At 69.3% G+C, this 17,058-nt stretch carries 10 protein-coding genes and 1 pseudogene; 8 read left to right on the top strand and 3 right to left on the bottom strand.

All coding sequences use genetic code 11. From position 1 onward, the window contains the following. Positions 1 to 88: 88 nt before the first annotated feature. A complete protein-coding gene (gene carB, locus ACT53U_RS04000) occupies positions 89 to 3,565 on the bottom strand; it encodes a carbamoyl-phosphate synthase large subunit (RefSeq protein WP_476152918.1) in 3,477 nt (1,158 codons plus the stop codon). 583 nt (positions 3,566 to 4,148) lie between these two features. Here carB and ACT53U_RS03995 point away from each other — a divergent pair. The 3 genes and pseudogenes from ACT53U_RS03995 to ypfJ form a co-directional block, all read left to right on the top strand. Then, positions 4,149 to 5,717: pseudogene (locus tag ACT53U_RS03995) on the top strand (methyl-accepting chemotaxis protein); the annotation flags it as partial. 312 nt (positions 5,718 to 6,029) lie between these two features. Further along, the gene (locus ACT53U_RS03990) at positions 6,030 to 7,706 is read left to right on the top strand and encodes a methyl-accepting chemotaxis protein (RefSeq protein ID WP_476152916.1); all 1,677 of its coding nucleotides are present in this window, start codon (positions 6,030 to 6,032) and stop codon (positions 7,704 to 7,706) included. An 82-nt stretch (positions 7,707 to 7,788) separates the two neighbouring features. Then, entirely contained in the window at positions 7,789 to 8,754 is a 966-nt protein-coding gene (gene ypfJ, locus ACT53U_RS03985) for a KPN_02809 family neutral zinc metallopeptidase (protein ID WP_476152914.1), read from the top strand. Here ypfJ and ACT53U_RS03980 read toward each other — a convergent pair. Beyond that, positions 8,735 to 9,637 carry a DMT family transporter gene (locus ACT53U_RS03980; RefSeq protein WP_476152912.1) on the bottom strand — a complete coding sequence of 301 codons (903 nt, stop codon included), beginning with the start codon at positions 9,635 to 9,637 and terminating at the stop codon, positions 8,735 to 8,737. The genes ypfJ and ACT53U_RS03980 overlap by 20 nt on opposite strands. 125 nt (positions 9,638 to 9,762) lie before the next feature. Between ACT53U_RS03980 and ACT53U_RS03975 the strand changes: the two genes are divergently transcribed. Beyond that, a complete protein-coding gene (locus ACT53U_RS03975) occupies positions 9,763 to 11,160 on the top strand; it encodes an aminotransferase-like domain-containing protein (protein WP_476152910.1) in 1,398 nt (465 codons plus the stop codon). Between the two features lie 176 nt (positions 11,161 to 11,336). Here ACT53U_RS03975 and carA read toward each other — a convergent pair whose 3' ends face one another. Then, entirely contained in the window at positions 11,337 to 12,536 is a 1,200-nt protein-coding gene (carA, locus tag ACT53U_RS03970) for a glutamine-hydrolyzing carbamoyl-phosphate synthase small subunit (RefSeq protein WP_476152908.1), read from the bottom strand. 289 nt (positions 12,537 to 12,825) lie between these two features. Here carA and ACT53U_RS03965 point away from each other — a divergent pair, with 289 nt between their 5' ends. The 4 genes from ACT53U_RS03965 (at position 12,826) to ACT53U_RS03950 (ending at position 17,057) form a co-directional block, all read left to right on the top strand. Beyond that, a complete protein-coding gene (locus tag ACT53U_RS03965; RefSeq protein WP_476152907.1) occupies positions 12,826 to 13,296 on the top strand; it encodes a GatB/YqeY domain-containing protein in 471 nt (156 codons plus the stop codon). A 69-nt stretch (positions 13,297 to 13,365) separates the two neighbouring features. Continuing rightward, entirely contained in the window at positions 13,366 to 14,907 is a 1,542-nt protein-coding gene (gene acpA, locus ACT53U_RS03960; protein ID WP_476152906.1) for an acid phosphatase, read from the top strand. Between the two features lie 319 nt (positions 14,908 to 15,226). Next, on the top strand, positions 15,227 to 16,222 hold the full coding sequence (locus ACT53U_RS03955) for a cytochrome-c peroxidase (protein ID WP_476152904.1): 996 nt from the start codon (positions 15,227 to 15,229) through the stop codon (positions 16,220 to 16,222). A gap of 361 nt (positions 16,223 to 16,583) precedes the next feature. After that, positions 16,584 to 17,057 carry a Fur family transcriptional regulator gene (locus ACT53U_RS03950; protein ID WP_476152902.1) on the top strand — a complete coding sequence of 158 codons (474 nt, stop codon included), beginning with the start codon at positions 16,584 to 16,586 and terminating at the stop codon, positions 17,055 to 17,057. Position 17,058 lies beyond the last annotated feature (1 nt).

The raw sequence follows: 17,058 nt of genomic DNA, 5'->3' as shown, positions 1-17,058 counted from the left end.
GGGCTTCGTCGTCGAACATCGGGCATTCAACGAAAACGCCCGCCGGGAGGTCCCGACGGGCGCATCGCGTGTCGGAAGGATCGGCCGATCAGGCGGGTTCCTTGAAGTAGTCCTGCAGCGGGCGGACCGTCAGCTCGCCGGCGGCATAGGCGACGATCGCCTCCGCCGCCGCCATCGCGCCGGCCAGCGTGGTGTAGTAGGGCACCTTGTGCAGCAGCGCGGCGCGACGCAGCGAGCGGCTGTCGGCCAGCGCCTGGGCGCCCTCGGTGGTGTTGATCACCAGCTGCACGCCGCCGTTCTTGATGACGTCGACGATATGCGGGCGACCTTCCAGCACCTTGTTGATCTTCGCCGCCGGCACGCCGTGGTCGTTGAGATGACGCTGGGTGCCCGAGGTGGCGATGATCTTGAAGCCGGCATCGACGAGGGCGCGCATCGAGGCGACGATGCGGTCCTTGTCGTCCTCGCGGACCGAGACGAAGACCGTGCCGGCGGTCGGCACGCGGGTGCCGGAGCCGAGCTGCGACTTGGCGAAGGCGGTGGCGAAGTCGGTGTCGAGGCCCATGACCTCGCCGGTCGACTTCATCTCCGGACCGAGCACCGTGTCGACGCCGGGGAAGCGGGCGAAGGGGAAGACCGCCTCCTTCACCGCGATGTGCTTCAGGTTCTTCTTCTTCAGGCCGAAGGAGGCGAGCGCCTCGCCGGCCATGACGCGGGAGGCGATCTTGGCGACCGGCTCGCCGATGGTCTTGGCGACGAAGGGCACCGTGCGGGAGGCGCGCGGGTTGACCTCGAGGATGAAGACCACGCCGTCCTTGACCGCGTACTGCACGTTCATCAGGCCGCCGACGTCGAGCGCGAGCGCGAGTTCACGGGTCTGACGCTCGATCTCGGCGACCACGTCGGCCGGCAGCGTGTGGGTCGGGAGCGAGCAGGCCGAGTCACCCGAATGGATGCCCGCCTCCTCGATGTGCTCCATGATGCCGGCGATGTAGACGTCCTTGCCGTCGGCGAGCGCGTCGACGTCGACCTCGATCGCACCCGACAGGTAGCGGTCGAAGAGCAGCGGCGACTTGCCGAGCACCATGTTGATCTGGCCGGTCTTGTCGTTGGGGTAGCGCGCCTTGACGTCGGCGGGGACCATGCCGGGGAGCGTGCCGTTGAGATAGGCGTCGAAGCCGACCTCGTCGCGGACGATCTCCATGGCGCGGCCGCCGAGCACGTAGGACGGACGGACCACCAGCGGGAAGCCGAGCTTCTCGGCGACGAGACGCGACTGCTCGATCGAATAGGCGATGCCGTTCTCGGGCTGGCGCAGGCCGAGCTTGTCGAGCAGGCGCTTGAAGCGGTCGCGGTCCTCGGCGAGGTCGATGGCGTCGGGCGAGGTGCCGAGGATCGGGATCCCGGCCTTCTCCAGCGCCTCGGCGAGCTTCAGCGGCGTCTGGCCGCCGAACTGGACGATGACGCCCTTCAGCGTGCCGTTCTGCTTCTCCGTCTCGAGGATCTCGAGCACGTCTTCCGAGGTCAGCGGCTCGAAATAGAGGCGGTCGGAGGTGTCGTAGTCGGTCGACACGGTCTCCGGGTTGCAGTTGACCATGATGGTCTCGTAGCCGACGTCACGCAGCGCGAAGGAGGCGTGGCAGCAGCAGTAGTCGAACTCGATGCCCTGGCCGATGCGGTTGGGGCCGCCGCCGAGGATGACCACCTTGGTGCGCTCGGACGGGCGCGCCTCGTCCGCCGGGGCACCGGCGAAGGGCATCTCGTAGGTCGAGTACATGTAGGCGGTCGGTGCGGCGAATTCGGCGGCGCAGGTGTCGATGCGCTTGAAGACCGGACGCACGCCGAGGCCGCGACGCAGCGCCTTCACGTCCGCCTCGGTCTTGCCGGTGAGCTCGGCGAGGCGGGCGTCGGAGAAGCCCATGGCCTTGAGGCCGCGGAAGGAACCGGCGGTCTTGGGCAGGCCGTGGGCACGGATCTTCGCCTCGGTGTCGACGATGCCGCGGATCTGCTCGAGGAACCACGGGTCGATCTTGCACGAGGCGTGGATCTGCTCGTCGGAGACGCCGACGCGCATGGCCTGGGCGACGTGGCGCAGGCGGTCGGGCGTCGGCGTGCCGAGGGCGGCGCGCACGGCGTTCTTGTCGTCGCCCTGGCCGAGGCCGGGGATCTCGATCTCGTTGAGGCCGGAGAGGCCGGTCTCGAGACCACGCAGCGCCTTCTGGAGAGACTCCTGGAAGGTGCGGCCGATCGCCATGACCTCGCCGACCGACTTCATCGCGGTGGTCAGCGTCGGCTCGGCGCCGGGGAACTTCTCGAAGGCGAAGCGCGGGATCTTCGTCACGACGTAGTCGATCGTCGGCTCGAAGGAGGCCGGGGTCGCGCCACCGGTGATGTCGTTGGCCAGTTCGTCGAGCGTGTAGCCGACGGCGAGGCGGGCGGCGACCTTGGCGATCGGGAAGCCGGTCGCCTTCGACGCCAGCGCCGAGGACCGCGACACGCGCGGGTTCATCTCGATGACGATCATGCGGCCGGTTTCGGGGTCGATGGCGAACTGCACGTTCGAACCGCCGGTCTCGACGCCGATCTCGCGGAGAACCGCGATCGAGGCGTCACGCATGATCTGGTATTCCTTGTCGGTCAGCGTCAGCGCCGGGGCGATGGTGATCGAATCGCCGGTGTGGACGCCCATCGGATCGACGTTCTCGATCGAGCAGATGATGATGCAGTTGTCCGCGCGGTCGCGGACCACCTCCATCTCGTATTCCTTCCAGCCCAGCACCGATTCCTCGACCAGAACCTCGTTGGTCGGCGAGGCCTCGACGCCCGACATGACGCAGTCGTAGAGCTCTTCGAGCGTGTAGGCGATGCCGCCGCCGGTGCCGCCCATGGTGAAGGACGGGCGGATGATCGCCGGCAGGCCGGTGACCTTGAAGGCCTCGAGCGCCTGGAGGCGGGCGGTCAGATTGTATTCCTCGCGACGCGCCTGTTCGCCGGCGGCCCACTGGCCCTCGAAGGTCGCGAGCGCCTTGGCGCGGGCTTCCGGATCGACGACCGCGGCGGCGGCCGAGCGGCCGGCCTCGTGCTCGGCGCGGAACTTCTGCTTCAGGGCGGAGGTGTTGACGAAGGCGGCGCGCGGCGTATCGAGGCCGATCTTGGTCATCGCCTCGCGGAACAGCTCGCGGTCCTCGGCCTTGTCGATGGCTTCCGCCGTGGCGCCGATCATCTCGACGCCGTACTTCTCGAGCACGCCCATCTTGCGCAGGCTGAGCGCACAGTTCAGCGCCGTCTGGCCGCCCATGGTCGGCAGCAGCGCGTCGGGGCGCTCCTTCTCGATGATCTTGGCGACCACTTCCGGGGTGATCGGCTCGACGTAGGTCGCGTCCGCCAGTTCCGGGTCGGTCATGATCGTCGCCGGATTGGAGTTGACCAGGATGATCCGATAGCCCTCGCTCTTCAGTGCCTTGCAGGCTTGCGTGCCCGAATAGTCGAACTCGCAGGCCTGTCCGATGACGATCGGGCCGGCGCCGATGATGAGGATGCTCTTGATGTCGGTTCTCTTGGGCATGCGTGCTCGCGACCATGCCGACGCGATCGCAGCGGCTGCGGCTCGCGTCGGTTCGTTGTGACGGGTCAAGTCGGAAGTGCGTCCAGACCGGGCCGGTATATAGGGGAAAGCACGTCGCGAGGGAAGGGGCGAGGCGTGCCGATCGGGGTTCTCCCACCGAAACCCGGTCACGCGCCGCCGCGAACCGGCATGACGGCGCCTTCGAGGTATTCGGCTACGTAACGTCAGGCCGTTCTTCTGCCCTGCGGACGGTTCCGCGGTGAATCTATTGACGGATTGCATATCGCCGGACGCTCATTAATCGGTGATTTACCGACTTCGTTCATTTGTTTCTCGAACGCTTTCGTTTCGGCGATCGCGCGACGACATCGATTGCACGCGATGCGTGTCGAAAGGCCATCGCCGCGGGGCGGCGGGATTGCCGGACGACAGGCTCGTCACGACGACTGCATCGGAGAAACGCATGTCGAAGCTCCATTCCATCTCGTCCAAGATCTACTTTCTCGTCGCTCTGGCGATGGTGGCGATCGCGGGCATCGGCTATGCCGCCCACGTCAATCTCACGGCCTCGCTCTACGGCCAGAAGGAACTCGAGCTCAAGCACGAGGTCGAGACGGTCGCGGCGATGGTCAACGGCTTCCGGACGCGCGCCGACAAGGGCGAGATGACGCAAGAAGCAGCCCGCGCCGCCGCCAAGGAGGCGATCCGGCCGATCCGCTTCGGCGATGACTCCAACTACTTCTTCCTCTACGAGCTCGACGGCACCAACATCCTGCTGCCCGGCAAGCCGGAACTCGAGGGCAAGAACCTCATCGGCATGAAGGACCCGACCGGGCGACTGGTCATCGCCGGCCTGATCGACACGGCCAAGCGCGGTGGCGGCGTCTTCGTCTACGAGTGGGTGAAGCCCGGCGACAAGGACGCCACCACCAAATTCGCCTATTCCGCCAAGATCGAAGGCTGGAACTGGATGCTCGGCACCGGCTTCCACGTCGCCGACGTCGAGGCGAAGCTCGCCTCCGATTCGCGCATCCTGACGCTGGCGATCGTCGCCGGCATCGTCCTGATCGGCCTCGTCGCCTTCGTGGTGACGCGCGGCGTGACCAAGCCGCTGGCGGCCCTGACCGCCTCGATGAACCGGCTGGCCGGCGGCGATCTCGACGCCGAGGTTGCGGGCGCGGCGCGGCGCGACGAGATCGGCCTGATCGCCCGGGCGGTGGCCGCCTTCCGCGATCTCCTGAAGCGTCGGGTGGCCGAGGACGCCGCCGCCGAGGCACGGGCGCGGGCGGATGCCGAACGGATGCGGCGCGAGGCACTCGCAGGCCTCGCCAGCGATCTCGAGGGCACCGTCAAGCTCACCGCCGGCGGTATCGAGAAGGCGGCGACCGGCTTCGAAGTCGCGGCGGGGGATCTGTCGCGGGTGTCGGATCTCACCCGTCGCCAGGCCGAGACCAGCGCGTCGGCGGGCCGGTCGGCGCGCGACAACGTCCAGGCGGTGTCGAGTGCGGCGGAAGAACTCTCAGCCTCGATCGCCGAGATCGTGGCGCAGGTCGACCATGCGGCCGCGCTGTCGAGCGGCGCGGTGCGCCACACGGCGCATGCGACCGAGGTCATCCACGGGCTCGACGCGGCCTCCGCCGAGATCGGCCAGGTGGTGGCGCTGATCGAGGAGATCGCGTCGCAGACCAATCTCCTCGCGCTCAACGCGACGATCGAGGCGGCGCGTGCCGGCGAGGCCGGCCGCGGCTTCGCGGTCGTCGCCTCCGAGGTCAAGGCGCTGGCGGGGCAGACCTCCAAGGCGACCGAGGAGATCTCGCGCCGCATCGGCGTCATCCAGCAGGCGACGCGCGAGGCGGTCGAGGCGACCGGTTCGGTCGGCGACAGCATCGGGCAGGTGAGTGTCATCTCGACCTCGATCGCCGGCACGCTGGAACAGCAGAACGCCGCCGTCGCCGAGATCACCCGCGCCATCTCCGGTACGCTCGCCGCCGTCGGCAATCTCGCCGAGGACATGGAGCGGCTGATGAGCGACGCGGCCACCGGCGACGGAAAGTCGCGCGAGGTGGCGGACGCGGCGCGACGGATGCGCGGCGACACCGAGACCCTGCAGGGTCAGGTCGACCGCCTGATGCGCGAGCTGCGCGCCGCCTGACCGGCGACGATCACCGCGAGACGACGTTTCACCCGAGGGGCCATCCGGCCCCTCGGGTTTTTTGTCCTTTTCCCGAGACGACATGTCGCAATGATGCCCATCGTGTCGCAATAAAATACATCTATTCTCATGTCGAAATTTGCGACACATGCGCTTTCTCTGAAATGATGACTTTTGCATTGCATCTGTAATTTCGATAAAATCTACAATGTCATTGAAAATTCATTTTCAAGCGATTTGAATTTAACGTTCGATTAGGGCGCTGTCTGAGACTTTCGTCGCACTCGAATACATCAGATGAGGTGTGGTGCGATGCGGATCGGACTGTCGGCCAAGCTCGTCGTCACGGCGTCGTTGACGGGCATCGTGGCGATCGCGGTGGCGGCCTTCGCCGTGGTGCGGATCGACGCGGAGGTGCTGCGTTCCCGCGAGATCGAGGCGGAGTGGGCGCGGGCCCTCGCCGCGGAGACGATCGGGCGCGAGATCGAGCACGTGGCGGCGATCGGGGCTTCGGCCTTCACCGCGAGCGAGCCGGCGGCGGGACGGCGGGCCCTGGACGCCACGGGTGCGGCGGTCGACGCCCTGGCGCGTCGTCGCGGCGATCTCGTCGCGGCGCTCGGCGGCGAGGCCGATCCGCGCATCCGCAAGGCGGCGATGCGTTTCGACGACTTCGTCGCGTTCCAGAAGGACACGGTCGACCTCGGGCGGACACTGTCGCTGAAGGCGGCGGCGCTGCAGGCGGCCGACCCGTCGACGCAGGCCAACCGCGAGGCGATCCTCGCCGAGATCGGCGACGTCGTCGGCCGGCTCGGCCGCGAGGCCCAGACGCGGACGCAGGCGGCGGCCGTCGTCCGCGAGGAGACCCGCGACATCCTGATCATCGGCCCGGCGCTCGCCATCGCGCTCGCCTCGGCGATCTGCTGGTATCTGATCCTCTGCCAGATCCGCCTGCCGCTCGAGCGGCTGCGACGGTCGATGGCGGCGATGGCCGGCGGCGATCTCGACGTGGCGCTGCCGGGGCTCGGCCGGCGCGACGAGATCGGCGAGATGGCCGGCGCGCTCGCCGGCTTCCGCGACGGGCTGAGGGCGGTCGAGGAGATGCGGGCGGTCGAGCGCGACCGTATCGACGGTGAAGTGGCGCGCCGCGCCGTCTTCGAACGCGAGACCGCGGCCTTCGAGGCCGGCGTGCGCGGCGTGGTCGAGGAGGTCTCGACCGCCGCCGCGCGGCTCGAGGCGGTCGCCACCGAGATGGCGGCGGCGGCGGAGACGACGCGGAAGCGGTCGCACGACGTGTCGGCGGCGGCGGACGAGGCCTCGCGCGAGGTCACCAGCGTCGCCACGACGACCGATCGGCTCGCCGCCTCGATCGCGACGATCGGCGAGCGGGCGGCGGAATCGGCGGCGATGGCGCGGCGGGCGGCCGATCAGGTCGAACGATCGGTCGAGGCGACCCGGTCGCTCTCGACCGAGGCCGAGCGGATCGGCGAGATCGTCGACTTCATCGGTACGATCGCGGCGCAGACCAATCTCCTCGCCCTCAACGCGACGATCGAGGCGGCGCGTGCCGGTCAGGCCGGCGTCGGCTTCGCGGTCGTCGCCAACGAGGTCAAGCAGCTCGCCAACCAGACGGCGGACGCGACGGCGCGCATCGCCGCGCAGGTCGGCGCCATCCGGTCGTCGACCGAAGGATCGGCGGCGGCGGTGGGCGACGTGTTGGCGACGATCCGCTCGCTCGACGGTGCGGCGGAGGGCATCGCCGGTGCGGTCGAGACCCAGGGCGTGGCGACGCGCGACATCGCGCGCTCGGTCTCGCGCGCCGCAGCGGAAGCACGCGCGGTCGGCGACGGTCTGACCGCGGTCGAGGCGGCGGGCGAACGCAGTGCCTCCGCCGTCGCCGACGTGCTCGACGCCTCGCGGGCGCTGGCCGGCAGCGCCGAGCGCATGTCGCTGGAGATCGGCGCCTTCCTCGGACGCGTGCGCCGCGCCTGAGCGCTTTCGCCGGGCGCGTGGCCTGCGATATAAGGAGGGGCGGCGCGTCGCACCCTGCGGCCCGCACCATCGGGAGACGGCGATGCGCTGGGACGGGCACCGCGAGAGCGGCAACATCGAGGATCGGCGCGACGACGGCGGCCTCAGTGGCGACGATACGGGCTCCGGCGGTGGCGGCTATTCCGGCGGCGGCTTCGGCGGTCTGCCGATCAACATCGGCGGCGGCGGCATCGGAACCATCGTGATCATGCTGATCGTCGCCTGGGTGCTCGGCATCAATCCGTTGACGCTGCTCTCCGGCATGCCGGTCGGGCCGGGGACGTCGTCCTCGTCCTATCGCGCTCCGCCGCCCCAGCCGCGCCAGACTGCGGCGCGCAAGGACGAACTCACCCGCTTCGTCGCCGTGGTGCTCGGCGACACCGAGGACCGCTGGAAGGAGATCCTGCCGGCGCAGGCCGCCGATCTCAATCCGCGCGCCGCCGGCATGCGCTACGAGGAGCCGAAGCTGGTGCTCTTCTCCGGCGCCACGCGCTCGCCCTGCGGCCAGGCGGACGCCTCGTCCGGTCCGTTCTATTGCCCGTCCGATCGCAAGGTCTACATCGACCTCGCCTTCTACGACGAGCTCAAGACGCGGTTTCGCGCGCCGGGCGACTTCGCCCAGGCCTATGTGATCGCCCACGAGATCGGCCATCACATCCAGAACCAGCTCGGCATCCTGCCGGCCTTCAATCAGGCCCGCGCCCGGATGAGCGAGCGCGAGCAGAACCGCGCCTCGGTGAAGGTGGAGCTGCAGGCCGACTGTTTCGCCGGCGTCTGGGCGCACTACGCCCAGAAGGAGCGCGACTTCATCGAGCCGGGCGACATCGACGAGGCGCTGAACGCCGCCAGCCGCATCGGCGACGATTCGATCCAGAAGACCATGACCGGCCGCGTCGTGCCCGACAGCTTCACCCACGGTACCTCGGCGCAGCGCCAGCGCTGGTTCAAGGCCGGTTTCGAGGGCGGTCGCCTCGGCGCCTGCGACACGTTCAAGGCGCCGACGCTCTGAGTGCTTCGGGCGCCGGCTTCGGCCGCGCGGCGGCCATGCGGGCGCCGACGATGCAGCCGACGACGGCGACGGTGGCGGCGATCAGGCCGAGGCCGATGGTCTCGCCGAGCAGGAGCCCTGCGAGAATCAGCCCGAGGAAGGGCTGGAGCAGTTGGAGCTGCGACACCGCCGCGACGCCGCCGCGCTCGAGGCCGCGATACCAGAAGACGAAGCCGAGCCACTGGCTGATCGCCGCCGTATAGGCGAGGCCGCCGATCGACGAGGTCGGAACGAGGCTCCAGTCGGGCCACGCGCGCAGCGTGCCGACGAGCGCCCAGGGCAGGGCGAGGATCACCGCCCAGGAGATCACGCGCCAGCCGCCGAGCCGGGTCGAGAGGCGCGCACCCTCGGCGTAGCCGAGGCCGGCCGAGACGACCGCCGCCATGATGAAACCGTCGCCGCGGAGCGTGCCCGAGAGCGAGCCGGAGAGGGCATAGGTGGCGACGACCGCGCTGCCGGCCAAGGCGAAGAGCCAGAAGGTGGGCCGTGGCGCGGTCGCGCCGCGGGCGATGGCGAAGGCGGCGGTGAAGAGCGGCAGGAGGCCGATGAAGAGGGTCGCCCGTCCGGCGCCGATCTCGCGCAGCGCCAGCGCCGAGAACAGCGGGAAGCCGACCACCACCGTCGCCGCGACGATCGCCAGCGCCACGAACTCGCGCGGGCGCGGCAGCGGCTTCGGCGCGACGGCCAGCGCGATGCCGGCGAGGAGCGCGGCACCGGTGGCGCGGGCGTGGGTCGAGAACAGCGGATCGAGCCCGATCACCGCGAAACGGGTCGCCACAAGCGATCCGGAAAACATCGTCACGCCGATCAGTCCGTCGATCAGCCCGGCCCTACGCCCGTCCATCTGCCTCTCCATGCCTGCCGCACCTCTCGCGGCCGGTCCCATAATGGCGTGACGGGCGCGGGCGATCGAGGTACGATCGCAGTACGGTTGATCAAACCGTACCGGTACATTCGGCAGGACGGTCCATGGACATCGGTATCGACAGGGACGCGCATCCGACGCTGGTGGCGGCCGTGGTGGCGGCGGTCGAACGGGCGATCGACGAGCGGCGGCTGACGCCGGGCGCGCGGCTGCCGTCGATCCGGCGCTTCGCCGAGGCGCAGGGCCTGTCGAAATCGACGGTGGTCGAGGCCTACGACCGGCTGGTGGCGGCGGGCCGGGCGGTGTCGCGGCCGGGCTCGGGCTTCACCGTGGCGGCGGCGCAGCGCGCGATGATCGAGCCGGGACCGATCGTCGATCGCGACATCGACCCGTCCTGGGTGATGCGGCAGTCGCTCGAACTCGATCCGTCGGTGCCGAAACCCGGCTGCGGCTGGTTGCCGAGCGAGTGGCTGGAGGAAGCGGGCATCCGCCGGGCGCTCCGGGCGGTGGCGCGCGATCCCGCCGCGCGGCTGGTCGACTACGGCCATCCGCTCGGCCATCCGGGCCTGAGACGTCAGATCGCCATCCGCCTCGGCGAACGCGGCATCGCGGTCGAGCCGTCGCAGCTGCTGCTGACGGCCGGGGCCTCGGCGGCGGTCGATCTGGTGCTGCGGCGTCTCGTCGAGCCGGGCGACACGGTCTTCGTCGACGACCCCTGCTACTACAACTTCCGCGCCAAGCTGAAGCTGCACCGGGCGCGCGTCGTCGGCATCCCCTTCCATGCCGACGGGCCGGACCTCGAGGCCTTCGCCCGCGCGGCGGCGGTCGAACGGCCGAAGGTCTATCTGACCAATTCCGGGCCGCACAATCCGACCGGCGGGCGGATCGGGCCGGCGACGGCGCATCGGCTGCTGAACCTCGCGGCGACCCACGACTTCGCGGTGATCGAAGACGACGTCTTCTCCGACTTCGAGGGCCGGCCGTCGCCACGCATGGCGGCGCTCGACGGGCTGGAGCGGGTCGTCCACGTCGGCTCCTTCTCCAAGACGCTGTCGTCGGCGATCCGCATGGGCTGGATCGCGGCGCGGCCGGGGCTGATCGAGGAACTGACCGAGATGAAGCTCGCGACGTCCTTCACCAACGACGATCTGGCGGCGCAGGTGATCCATCGCCTGCTCGCCGACGGCAGCTATCGCCGCCACGTCGAGGGCCTGCGTCGCCGCATCGCCGAGGCGCGCGGACGGGTGGTGCGGTCGCTCGAGCGGGTGGGGCTTCGCCCGCGCGGCGGGGCGGAGGAGGGGATCTTCGTCTGGGTGGAACTGCCCGAGGGCATCGACGCGGCGGAGATCTCGAAACGGGCGGCGGCGGCCGGCATCGTCTTCGCGCCGGGCAACGTCTTCTCGCCGTCGCTCTCGGCCGGCCGTTTCCTGCGCTTCAACGTCGCCCAGTCGAGCGATCCACGCATCTGGACCTTCCTGCGTGGGGCGCTGGAAGGGCGGTGAGGCCGCGGCTCGGGCGTGGGTGCGCGATGCTTCGAGACGCGGGCCTGAGGCCCGCTCCTCAGCATGAGGCGCTTTTCATGGTTTTCACAAACGACATACGCCTCATGCTGAGGAGGGCGCCCACAGGGCGCCCGTCTCGAAGCATCGCGCACATGATCGCCGCGAGGGCTTGCCCGTCAGGCCCGCTCGGGCAGCTGGTTCTGGCCCTTCTTCGCCCGGATCAGGTTCATGAAGCGGGTGAAGAGATAGTGGCTGTCGCGCGGGCCGGGCGAGGCTTCCGGGTGGTACTGCACCGAGAAGATCGGCTTCCCCTCGACCGCGATGCCGCAGTTCGATCCGTCGAAGAGCGAGACGTGGGTCTCCTTCACACCGGCCGGCAGCGTGTCGCGATCGACCGCGAAGCCGTGGTTCATCGAGGTGATCTCGACCTTGTCGGTGGTGAAGTCCTTCACCGGATGGTTGGCGCCGTGGTGGCCCTGATGCATCTTCATGGTCTCGGCGCCGAGCGCCAGGGCGAGCATCTGGTGGCCGAGGCAGATGCCGAAGGTGGGCACGCCCGCGTCGATCACCGCCTTGATGGTGGGAACGGCATATTTGCCGGTCTCGGCCGGGTCGCCCGGGCCGTTCGACAGGAAGACGCCGTCGGGCTTCAGCGCCAGGACCTCGTCGGCCGAGGCGGTCGCCGGCAGCACCGTGACCTTGGCGCCGGCATCGGCGAGAAGGCGCAGGATGTTGCGCTTGACGCCGAAGTCGAGGGCGACGACGTGGTGGAGCGGCGCATCCTGCTTGCCGTGACCCTTGCCGAGCGACCAGGTGGTCTCGTCCCAGGTGAAGGCGGCCTTGGAGCCGACCATCGGCACGAGGTCCATGCCGAGCAGGCCCGGCCAGGCGGCCGCTTCCTTCTTCAGCGCCTCGAGGTCGAAGACGCCGTCGGGGGCGTGGGCGATCACCGCGTTGGGCATGCCCTTTTCGCGGATGAGGGCGGTCAGCGCGCGGGTGTCGACGCCGGCGATGCCGACGATGCCGCGGGCCTTCAGCCAGGCGTCGAGATGCTGTTGCGAGCGCCAGTTGGACGGCTCGGTGATCGAGGCCTTGAGGACGACGCCGCAGGCGCCGCGCACCCGATCCATCTCGACCGTCTCGATGTCCTCGCCGTTGACGCCGACGTTGCCGACGTGCGGGAAGGTGAAGGTGACGATCTGGCCGGCGTAGGAGGGGTCCGTCAGGATCTCCTGATAGCCGGTGATGGCGGTGTTGAAGCAGACCTCGCCGACCGCGTGGCCGACCGCGCCGAGGCCGACGCCTTCGATCACGGTCCCGTCGGCCAGCACCAGGAGTGCGGTCGGCTTGGCTTCCGCCCAGACGTCGTCGGTCATGTCGTTCGTCCCGAAATGGGGTCCGGTCGGAGGGCGAGCGTGCGCGGGCCGCAGGCTCGTCCGGGCGCGCGACGTCCGACCCCGCGAAGGTCGCCGCTCGCTCGTTCCGGCGGGATATAGGGGGAAGGCGGAAGCCGGTCAACCGAGAAGGGGCGCGGGGCAGCCAGTCGGGCGGCGGCGTGTCCGCCTCGCCGGGGGGGCGCCTTTCGCGAAGGGCGTGCCATCGTCGCGCGGAATGCGCTAGAGAGAGGCGACGACGCGCCCGAAGGCGCGGTTCCGATCTCGGTGAATGCAGGAGAAGACGATGCGCGAGGAGATCAACGCGGCGGTCAAGGCCGCCATGAAGGCCGGCGAGAAGGCGCGCCTGACCACTCTGCGCATGATGGGTGCCGCCATCAAGGACAAGGACATCGCGGTGCGCGCCGACGGCCGGGCCGACGGCATCGGCGACGGCGAGATCGCCGAGCTCTTCGCCAAGCTGGTCAAGAGCCGCGAGGATTCGGCCAAGCTCTACGACGACGGCGGCCGTCCCGAACTCGCCGCCAAGGAGCGCGAGGAGATCGCCGTCATCCGCGAGTTCATGCCGCGTCAGATGGACGAGGCGGAGGCGAAGGCAGCGATCAAGGCGCTGGTCGCCGAGCTCGGCGCGGCCGGGCCGAAGGACATGGGCCGCGTCATGGCCGCGCTCAAGGAGCGGTTCTCCGGCAAGATGGACTTCTCCAAGGCCTCGGGTCTGGTGAAGGCGGCGCTCGTCGGCTGAAGACGCCGTCTTGGTGGTGTCACCGGGGCGTGCTCCGTAGGCGGTCGAGTCCGTTCCAGGAGGCATCCCATGAAGCCGTCGTTCACGTCTTCCGCGTTCTTCGCCGCCGTCTGCGGGGCGGCGGCGTCGCTGCCCGCAGCGCCCGCCGTCGCCGCTCCGCCCGGTTGGGACGCCATCCGCACCGTGGTGGTGATCTATGCGGAGAACCGCAGCTTCGACAATCTCTACGGCACCTTCCCCGGCGCCGACGGGGTGACCGCGGAGGTGCGGGCCAAGGCGACGCAGGTCGATCGCGACGGCAAGCCGCTCGCCAAGCTGCCGCCGACCTGGGGCGGCATGACGCCGAAGGGCGTCGCGCCCGAGATCGCCGAGGCGAAGACCGCGGATCTTCCCAACGGCGTCTTCGCCCTCGACGATCCCAAGGGCTTCGCTCTGCCGATCGACGTGCGCACCCGCGACCTCGTCCATCGCTTCTACCAGAACCAGATGCAGATCGCCGGCGGCAACGCCGGCTTCGCCGCCTGGTCGGACGCCGGTGGTCTGGTGATGGGCACCTACGACGGCTCGAAGCTGCCGATGTGGGACGTGGCGCGGAAATACGTGCTGGCCGATCGCTTCTTCCAGGGCGCCTTCGGCGGCTCGTTCCTCAATCACGTCGAACTGATCTGCGCCTGCGCGCCCTATTATCCCAACGCCGACCAGAGCCCCGCCAAGGGGCAGCTCTCGGCGGTGAAGGCAGACGGCGTGACGCTGGAGACGGCGCTCGATTCGCCCGCCTCGGCGCTCTCCGGGGCGCCGAAGTTCCTCAAGGACGGGGCGCTGACGCCCGACTTCTACGCCGTCAACACCATGCAGCCGCCCTATCAGCCGAGCGGCGTGCGCCCGGCGCCGGGCGGCGACCCGGCCTTCGCCGACCCCGCCGCCGCGCCGGTCCTGCCGCCGCAGACGATGGCGAACATCGGCGATCTCCTCTCGGCCAAGGGCGTCGACTGGGCGTGGTATGCGGGCGCCTGGGGCGACGCGCTGGCGGGCGGCGTCGCCAAGCCGCCGGCGGTCTTCCAGTTCCACCACCAGCCGTTCAACTATTTCGCCTCGACGGCGCCGGGTACGCCGGCGCGCGCCGCGCATCTGAAGGACGGTGGCCTCGCCGGCGCCGACTTCCTCGCCGACATCGATGCCGGTCGCCTGCCGGCGGTGACCTTCTACAAGCCGCAGGGCTCGCTCAACGAGCACCCCGGCTATGCCGAAGTGGCGAGCGGCGACGCCCATCTCGCCGACATCGTCGCCCATCTCGAGAAGAGCCCGCAGTGGCCGGGCATGCTGGTCGTCGTCACCTATGACGAGAACGGCGGCTTCTGGGACCACGTCGTGCCGCCCAAGGCCGACCGTTTCGGTCCGGGCACCCGCGTGCCGGCGATCATCGTCTCGCCCTTCGCCAGGAAGGGCACCGTCGACCACACGCCCTACGACACGACGTCGATCCTGCGCTTCGTCACCAAGCGCTTCGATCTGCCGGTGCTCGACGGTCTCGCGGCGCGCGACGCGGCGCTGAAGGCGGCGGGCGAGCCGCCGCTCGGCGATCTCTCGGCGGCGCTCGACCTGCCGAAGTGACGGGACGGGTGGGCGGCGCCGTCCGCCCACGGGTGAGGGAACGGGTGGGCGCTACGCCCGCCCACCCCGTCGCCCTCGGCTCATCCGCCCGCATTCGCTCGGCTTTTCGGCCGTGTGCGGCAGAACGACACGCGCGGCACATATGTCGCAGACGGTTTTGATCTGGAGCAAGTCTTAGACCGCGTCCAAATGGCATCACGCGTCCAGATCGGACCGACGCGTCGGCTTCTCTGGACGGAGAGGGCAGGCACAAGAACATCGGACGATCCCGGGAGGAGGGGCCGCCGGAGCTTTCCGGCTATCCGATGGAGTTCGTCTCATGACGCGCCCGATGTCTCTGATCTTCGCATCCCTAGCCGCTCTCGCGACGTCGACCGTCGTCGCGCGCGCCGAAGAACCGATCCAGCCGATCCCTCCGGCCAAGATCACCAACGCCGCCCTCGTCGAGCTCGGCAAGAAGCTCTATTTCGACCCCCGCCTGTCGAAGTCGGGCTTCATCTCCTGCAACTCGTGCCACAACCTGTCGATGGGCGGCACGGACAATCTGCCGACCTCGATCGGCGACCACTGGCAGCAGGGGCCGATCAACGCCCCGACCGTGCTGAATTCGAAGATGAACCTGGCCCAGTTCTGGGACGGCCGCGCCAAGGACCTCAAGGCACAGGCCGGCGGGCCGATCGCCAATCCCGGCGAGATGGCCTTCACCCATGCGCTGGCGATCGAGGTGCTGGAATCGATCCCGGCCTATGGCGCCGAGTTCGAGAAGGCCTTCGGCAAGCCGGGCATCGACATCGACCGGGTGACGACCGCCATCGCCGCCTTCGAGGACACGCTGGTCACGCCGAATTCGCGCTTCGACAAGTGGCTCGGGGGCGACAAGAAGGCGCTCTCCAAGCAGGAACTCGCCGGCTACGAGCTGTTCAAGGACAGTGGCTGCATCGCCTGCCACAACGGCCCGGCGGTCGGTGGCGCCTCGTTCCAGAAGATGGGCGTGGTCGCGCCCTACCAGACCAAGAGCAAGGCCGAAGGCCTCTCCGCCGTCACCGGCAAGGATGCCGACCGCTTCAACTTCAAGGTTCCGACGCTCCGGAACGTCGAGATGACCTATCCCTACTTCCACGACGGCGCCTACTGGAGCCTGACGGACGTCGTCGACCTGATGGGTCGCCTGCAGCTCGGCAAGACCTTCACGGCGGAAGAGAACGCCTCGATCGTCGCCTTCCTCAAGACGCTGACCGGCGATCAACCGGACTTCAAGCTGCCGATCCTGCCGCCCTCGACCGACAAGACGCCTCACCCGAAGCCCTTCGGCTGAGGACGAGAGACGACCCGGCCGAAGCCCCTCGGCCGAGGACGATGGAAGACCCGGCCGAAGCCCTGCGGTCGAAAATCGTGATCGATCCCGGCGCGCGAGCGTGCCGGGGTCCGAGTGAAACGGCCGACGCGCACGCCGCCTCTTTCCGCGTGTCGGCCGTATCCTTCCGCCGGCCGGCCGGCGCTCGCTCGGACGGGGAGCGGGGCCGCCGCCGACGGGATCTTCCGGGCCGGCGTCGGACGGAAGAACGCGAAGGGACGGGGCTTCGACACTCGTTCTAAGGGATTGACCTCATCTACCGGCGAGAACTTCGACGTGCCATCCTGAAATTCTTCGCCGCCGCAATCGGGACTTCGAGATCATGGGACGTGCTTCCTTCCTTTCGCCGCTGCTGACCGAGATCATGCTTCCCGAGACGCAGCGCAACGGCGAAGTGGGCGACGAACTGCTCGCCGATCGGCTGCGCCGCGCCGGTATCGCGCTGACGCTGCAGCGCCTCGTCATCGCCCGCGTGCTGCTCGCCCATCCGATCCACCTGACGGCGGATCAGGTCTGGGGTCGGGCGAAGGAACTGATGCCGGAGATCAGCCGGGCGACGGTCTACAACACGCTCGATCTCTTCGAGCGCTCCGGCCTGCTGCGCCGCCTGATCATCGATGCCGACAAGGTGGTCTTCGATTCGAACACCCAGCCGCATCACCACCTCTACGACAGCTCGACCGGCGAGGTGTTCGACATCGCCCCCGGCGAGATCAAGGTGATCGGCATGCCGAGCCTGCCGGCCGGCGTCGAGCTGGAAGACGTCGACGTGGTGGTCCGCGTCCGCCGTCGCTGAC

Source organism: Pinisolibacter sp. DMC19 (genome assembly GCF_056313985.1).
Note: the sequence above shows the minus strand (reverse complement) of the source record. Positions and strands in the feature narration are given on the sequence as shown.

What these genes read in the sequence shown, in the direction of transcription:
- carB (WP_476152918.1), bottom strand. Translation starts at nt 3,565, where the DNA reads ATGCCCAAGAGAACCGACATCAAGAGCATCCTCATCATCGGCGCCGGC.
- ACT53U_RS03990 (WP_476152916.1), top strand. Translation starts at nt 6,030, where the DNA reads ATGCGGATCGGACTGTCGGCCAAGCTCGTCGTCACGGCGTCGTTGACG.
- ypfJ (WP_476152914.1), top strand. Translation starts at nt 7,789, where the DNA reads ATGCGCTGGGACGGGCACCGCGAGAGCGGCAACATCGAGGATCGGCGC.
- ACT53U_RS03980 (WP_476152912.1), bottom strand. Translation starts at nt 9,637, where the DNA reads ATGGACGGGCGTAGGGCCGGGCTGATCGACGGACTGATCGGCGTGACG.
- ACT53U_RS03975 (WP_476152910.1), top strand. Translation starts at nt 9,763, where the DNA reads ATGGACATCGGTATCGACAGGGACGCGCATCCGACGCTGGTGGCGGCC.
- carA (WP_476152908.1), bottom strand. Translation starts at nt 12,536, where the DNA reads ATGACCGACGACGTCTGGGCGGAAGCCAAGCCGACCGCACTCCTGGTG.
- ACT53U_RS03965 (WP_476152907.1), top strand. Translation starts at nt 12,826, where the DNA reads ATGCAGGAGAAGACGATGCGCGAGGAGATCAACGCGGCGGTCAAGGCC.
- acpA (WP_476152906.1), top strand. Translation starts at nt 13,366, where the DNA reads ATGAAGCCGTCGTTCACGTCTTCCGCGTTCTTCGCCGCCGTCTGCGGG.
- ACT53U_RS03955 (WP_476152904.1), top strand. Translation starts at nt 15,227, where the DNA reads ATGACGCGCCCGATGTCTCTGATCTTCGCATCCCTAGCCGCTCTCGCG.
- ACT53U_RS03950 (WP_476152902.1), top strand. Translation starts at nt 16,584, where the DNA reads ATGGGACGTGCTTCCTTCCTTTCGCCGCTGCTGACCGAGATCATGCTT.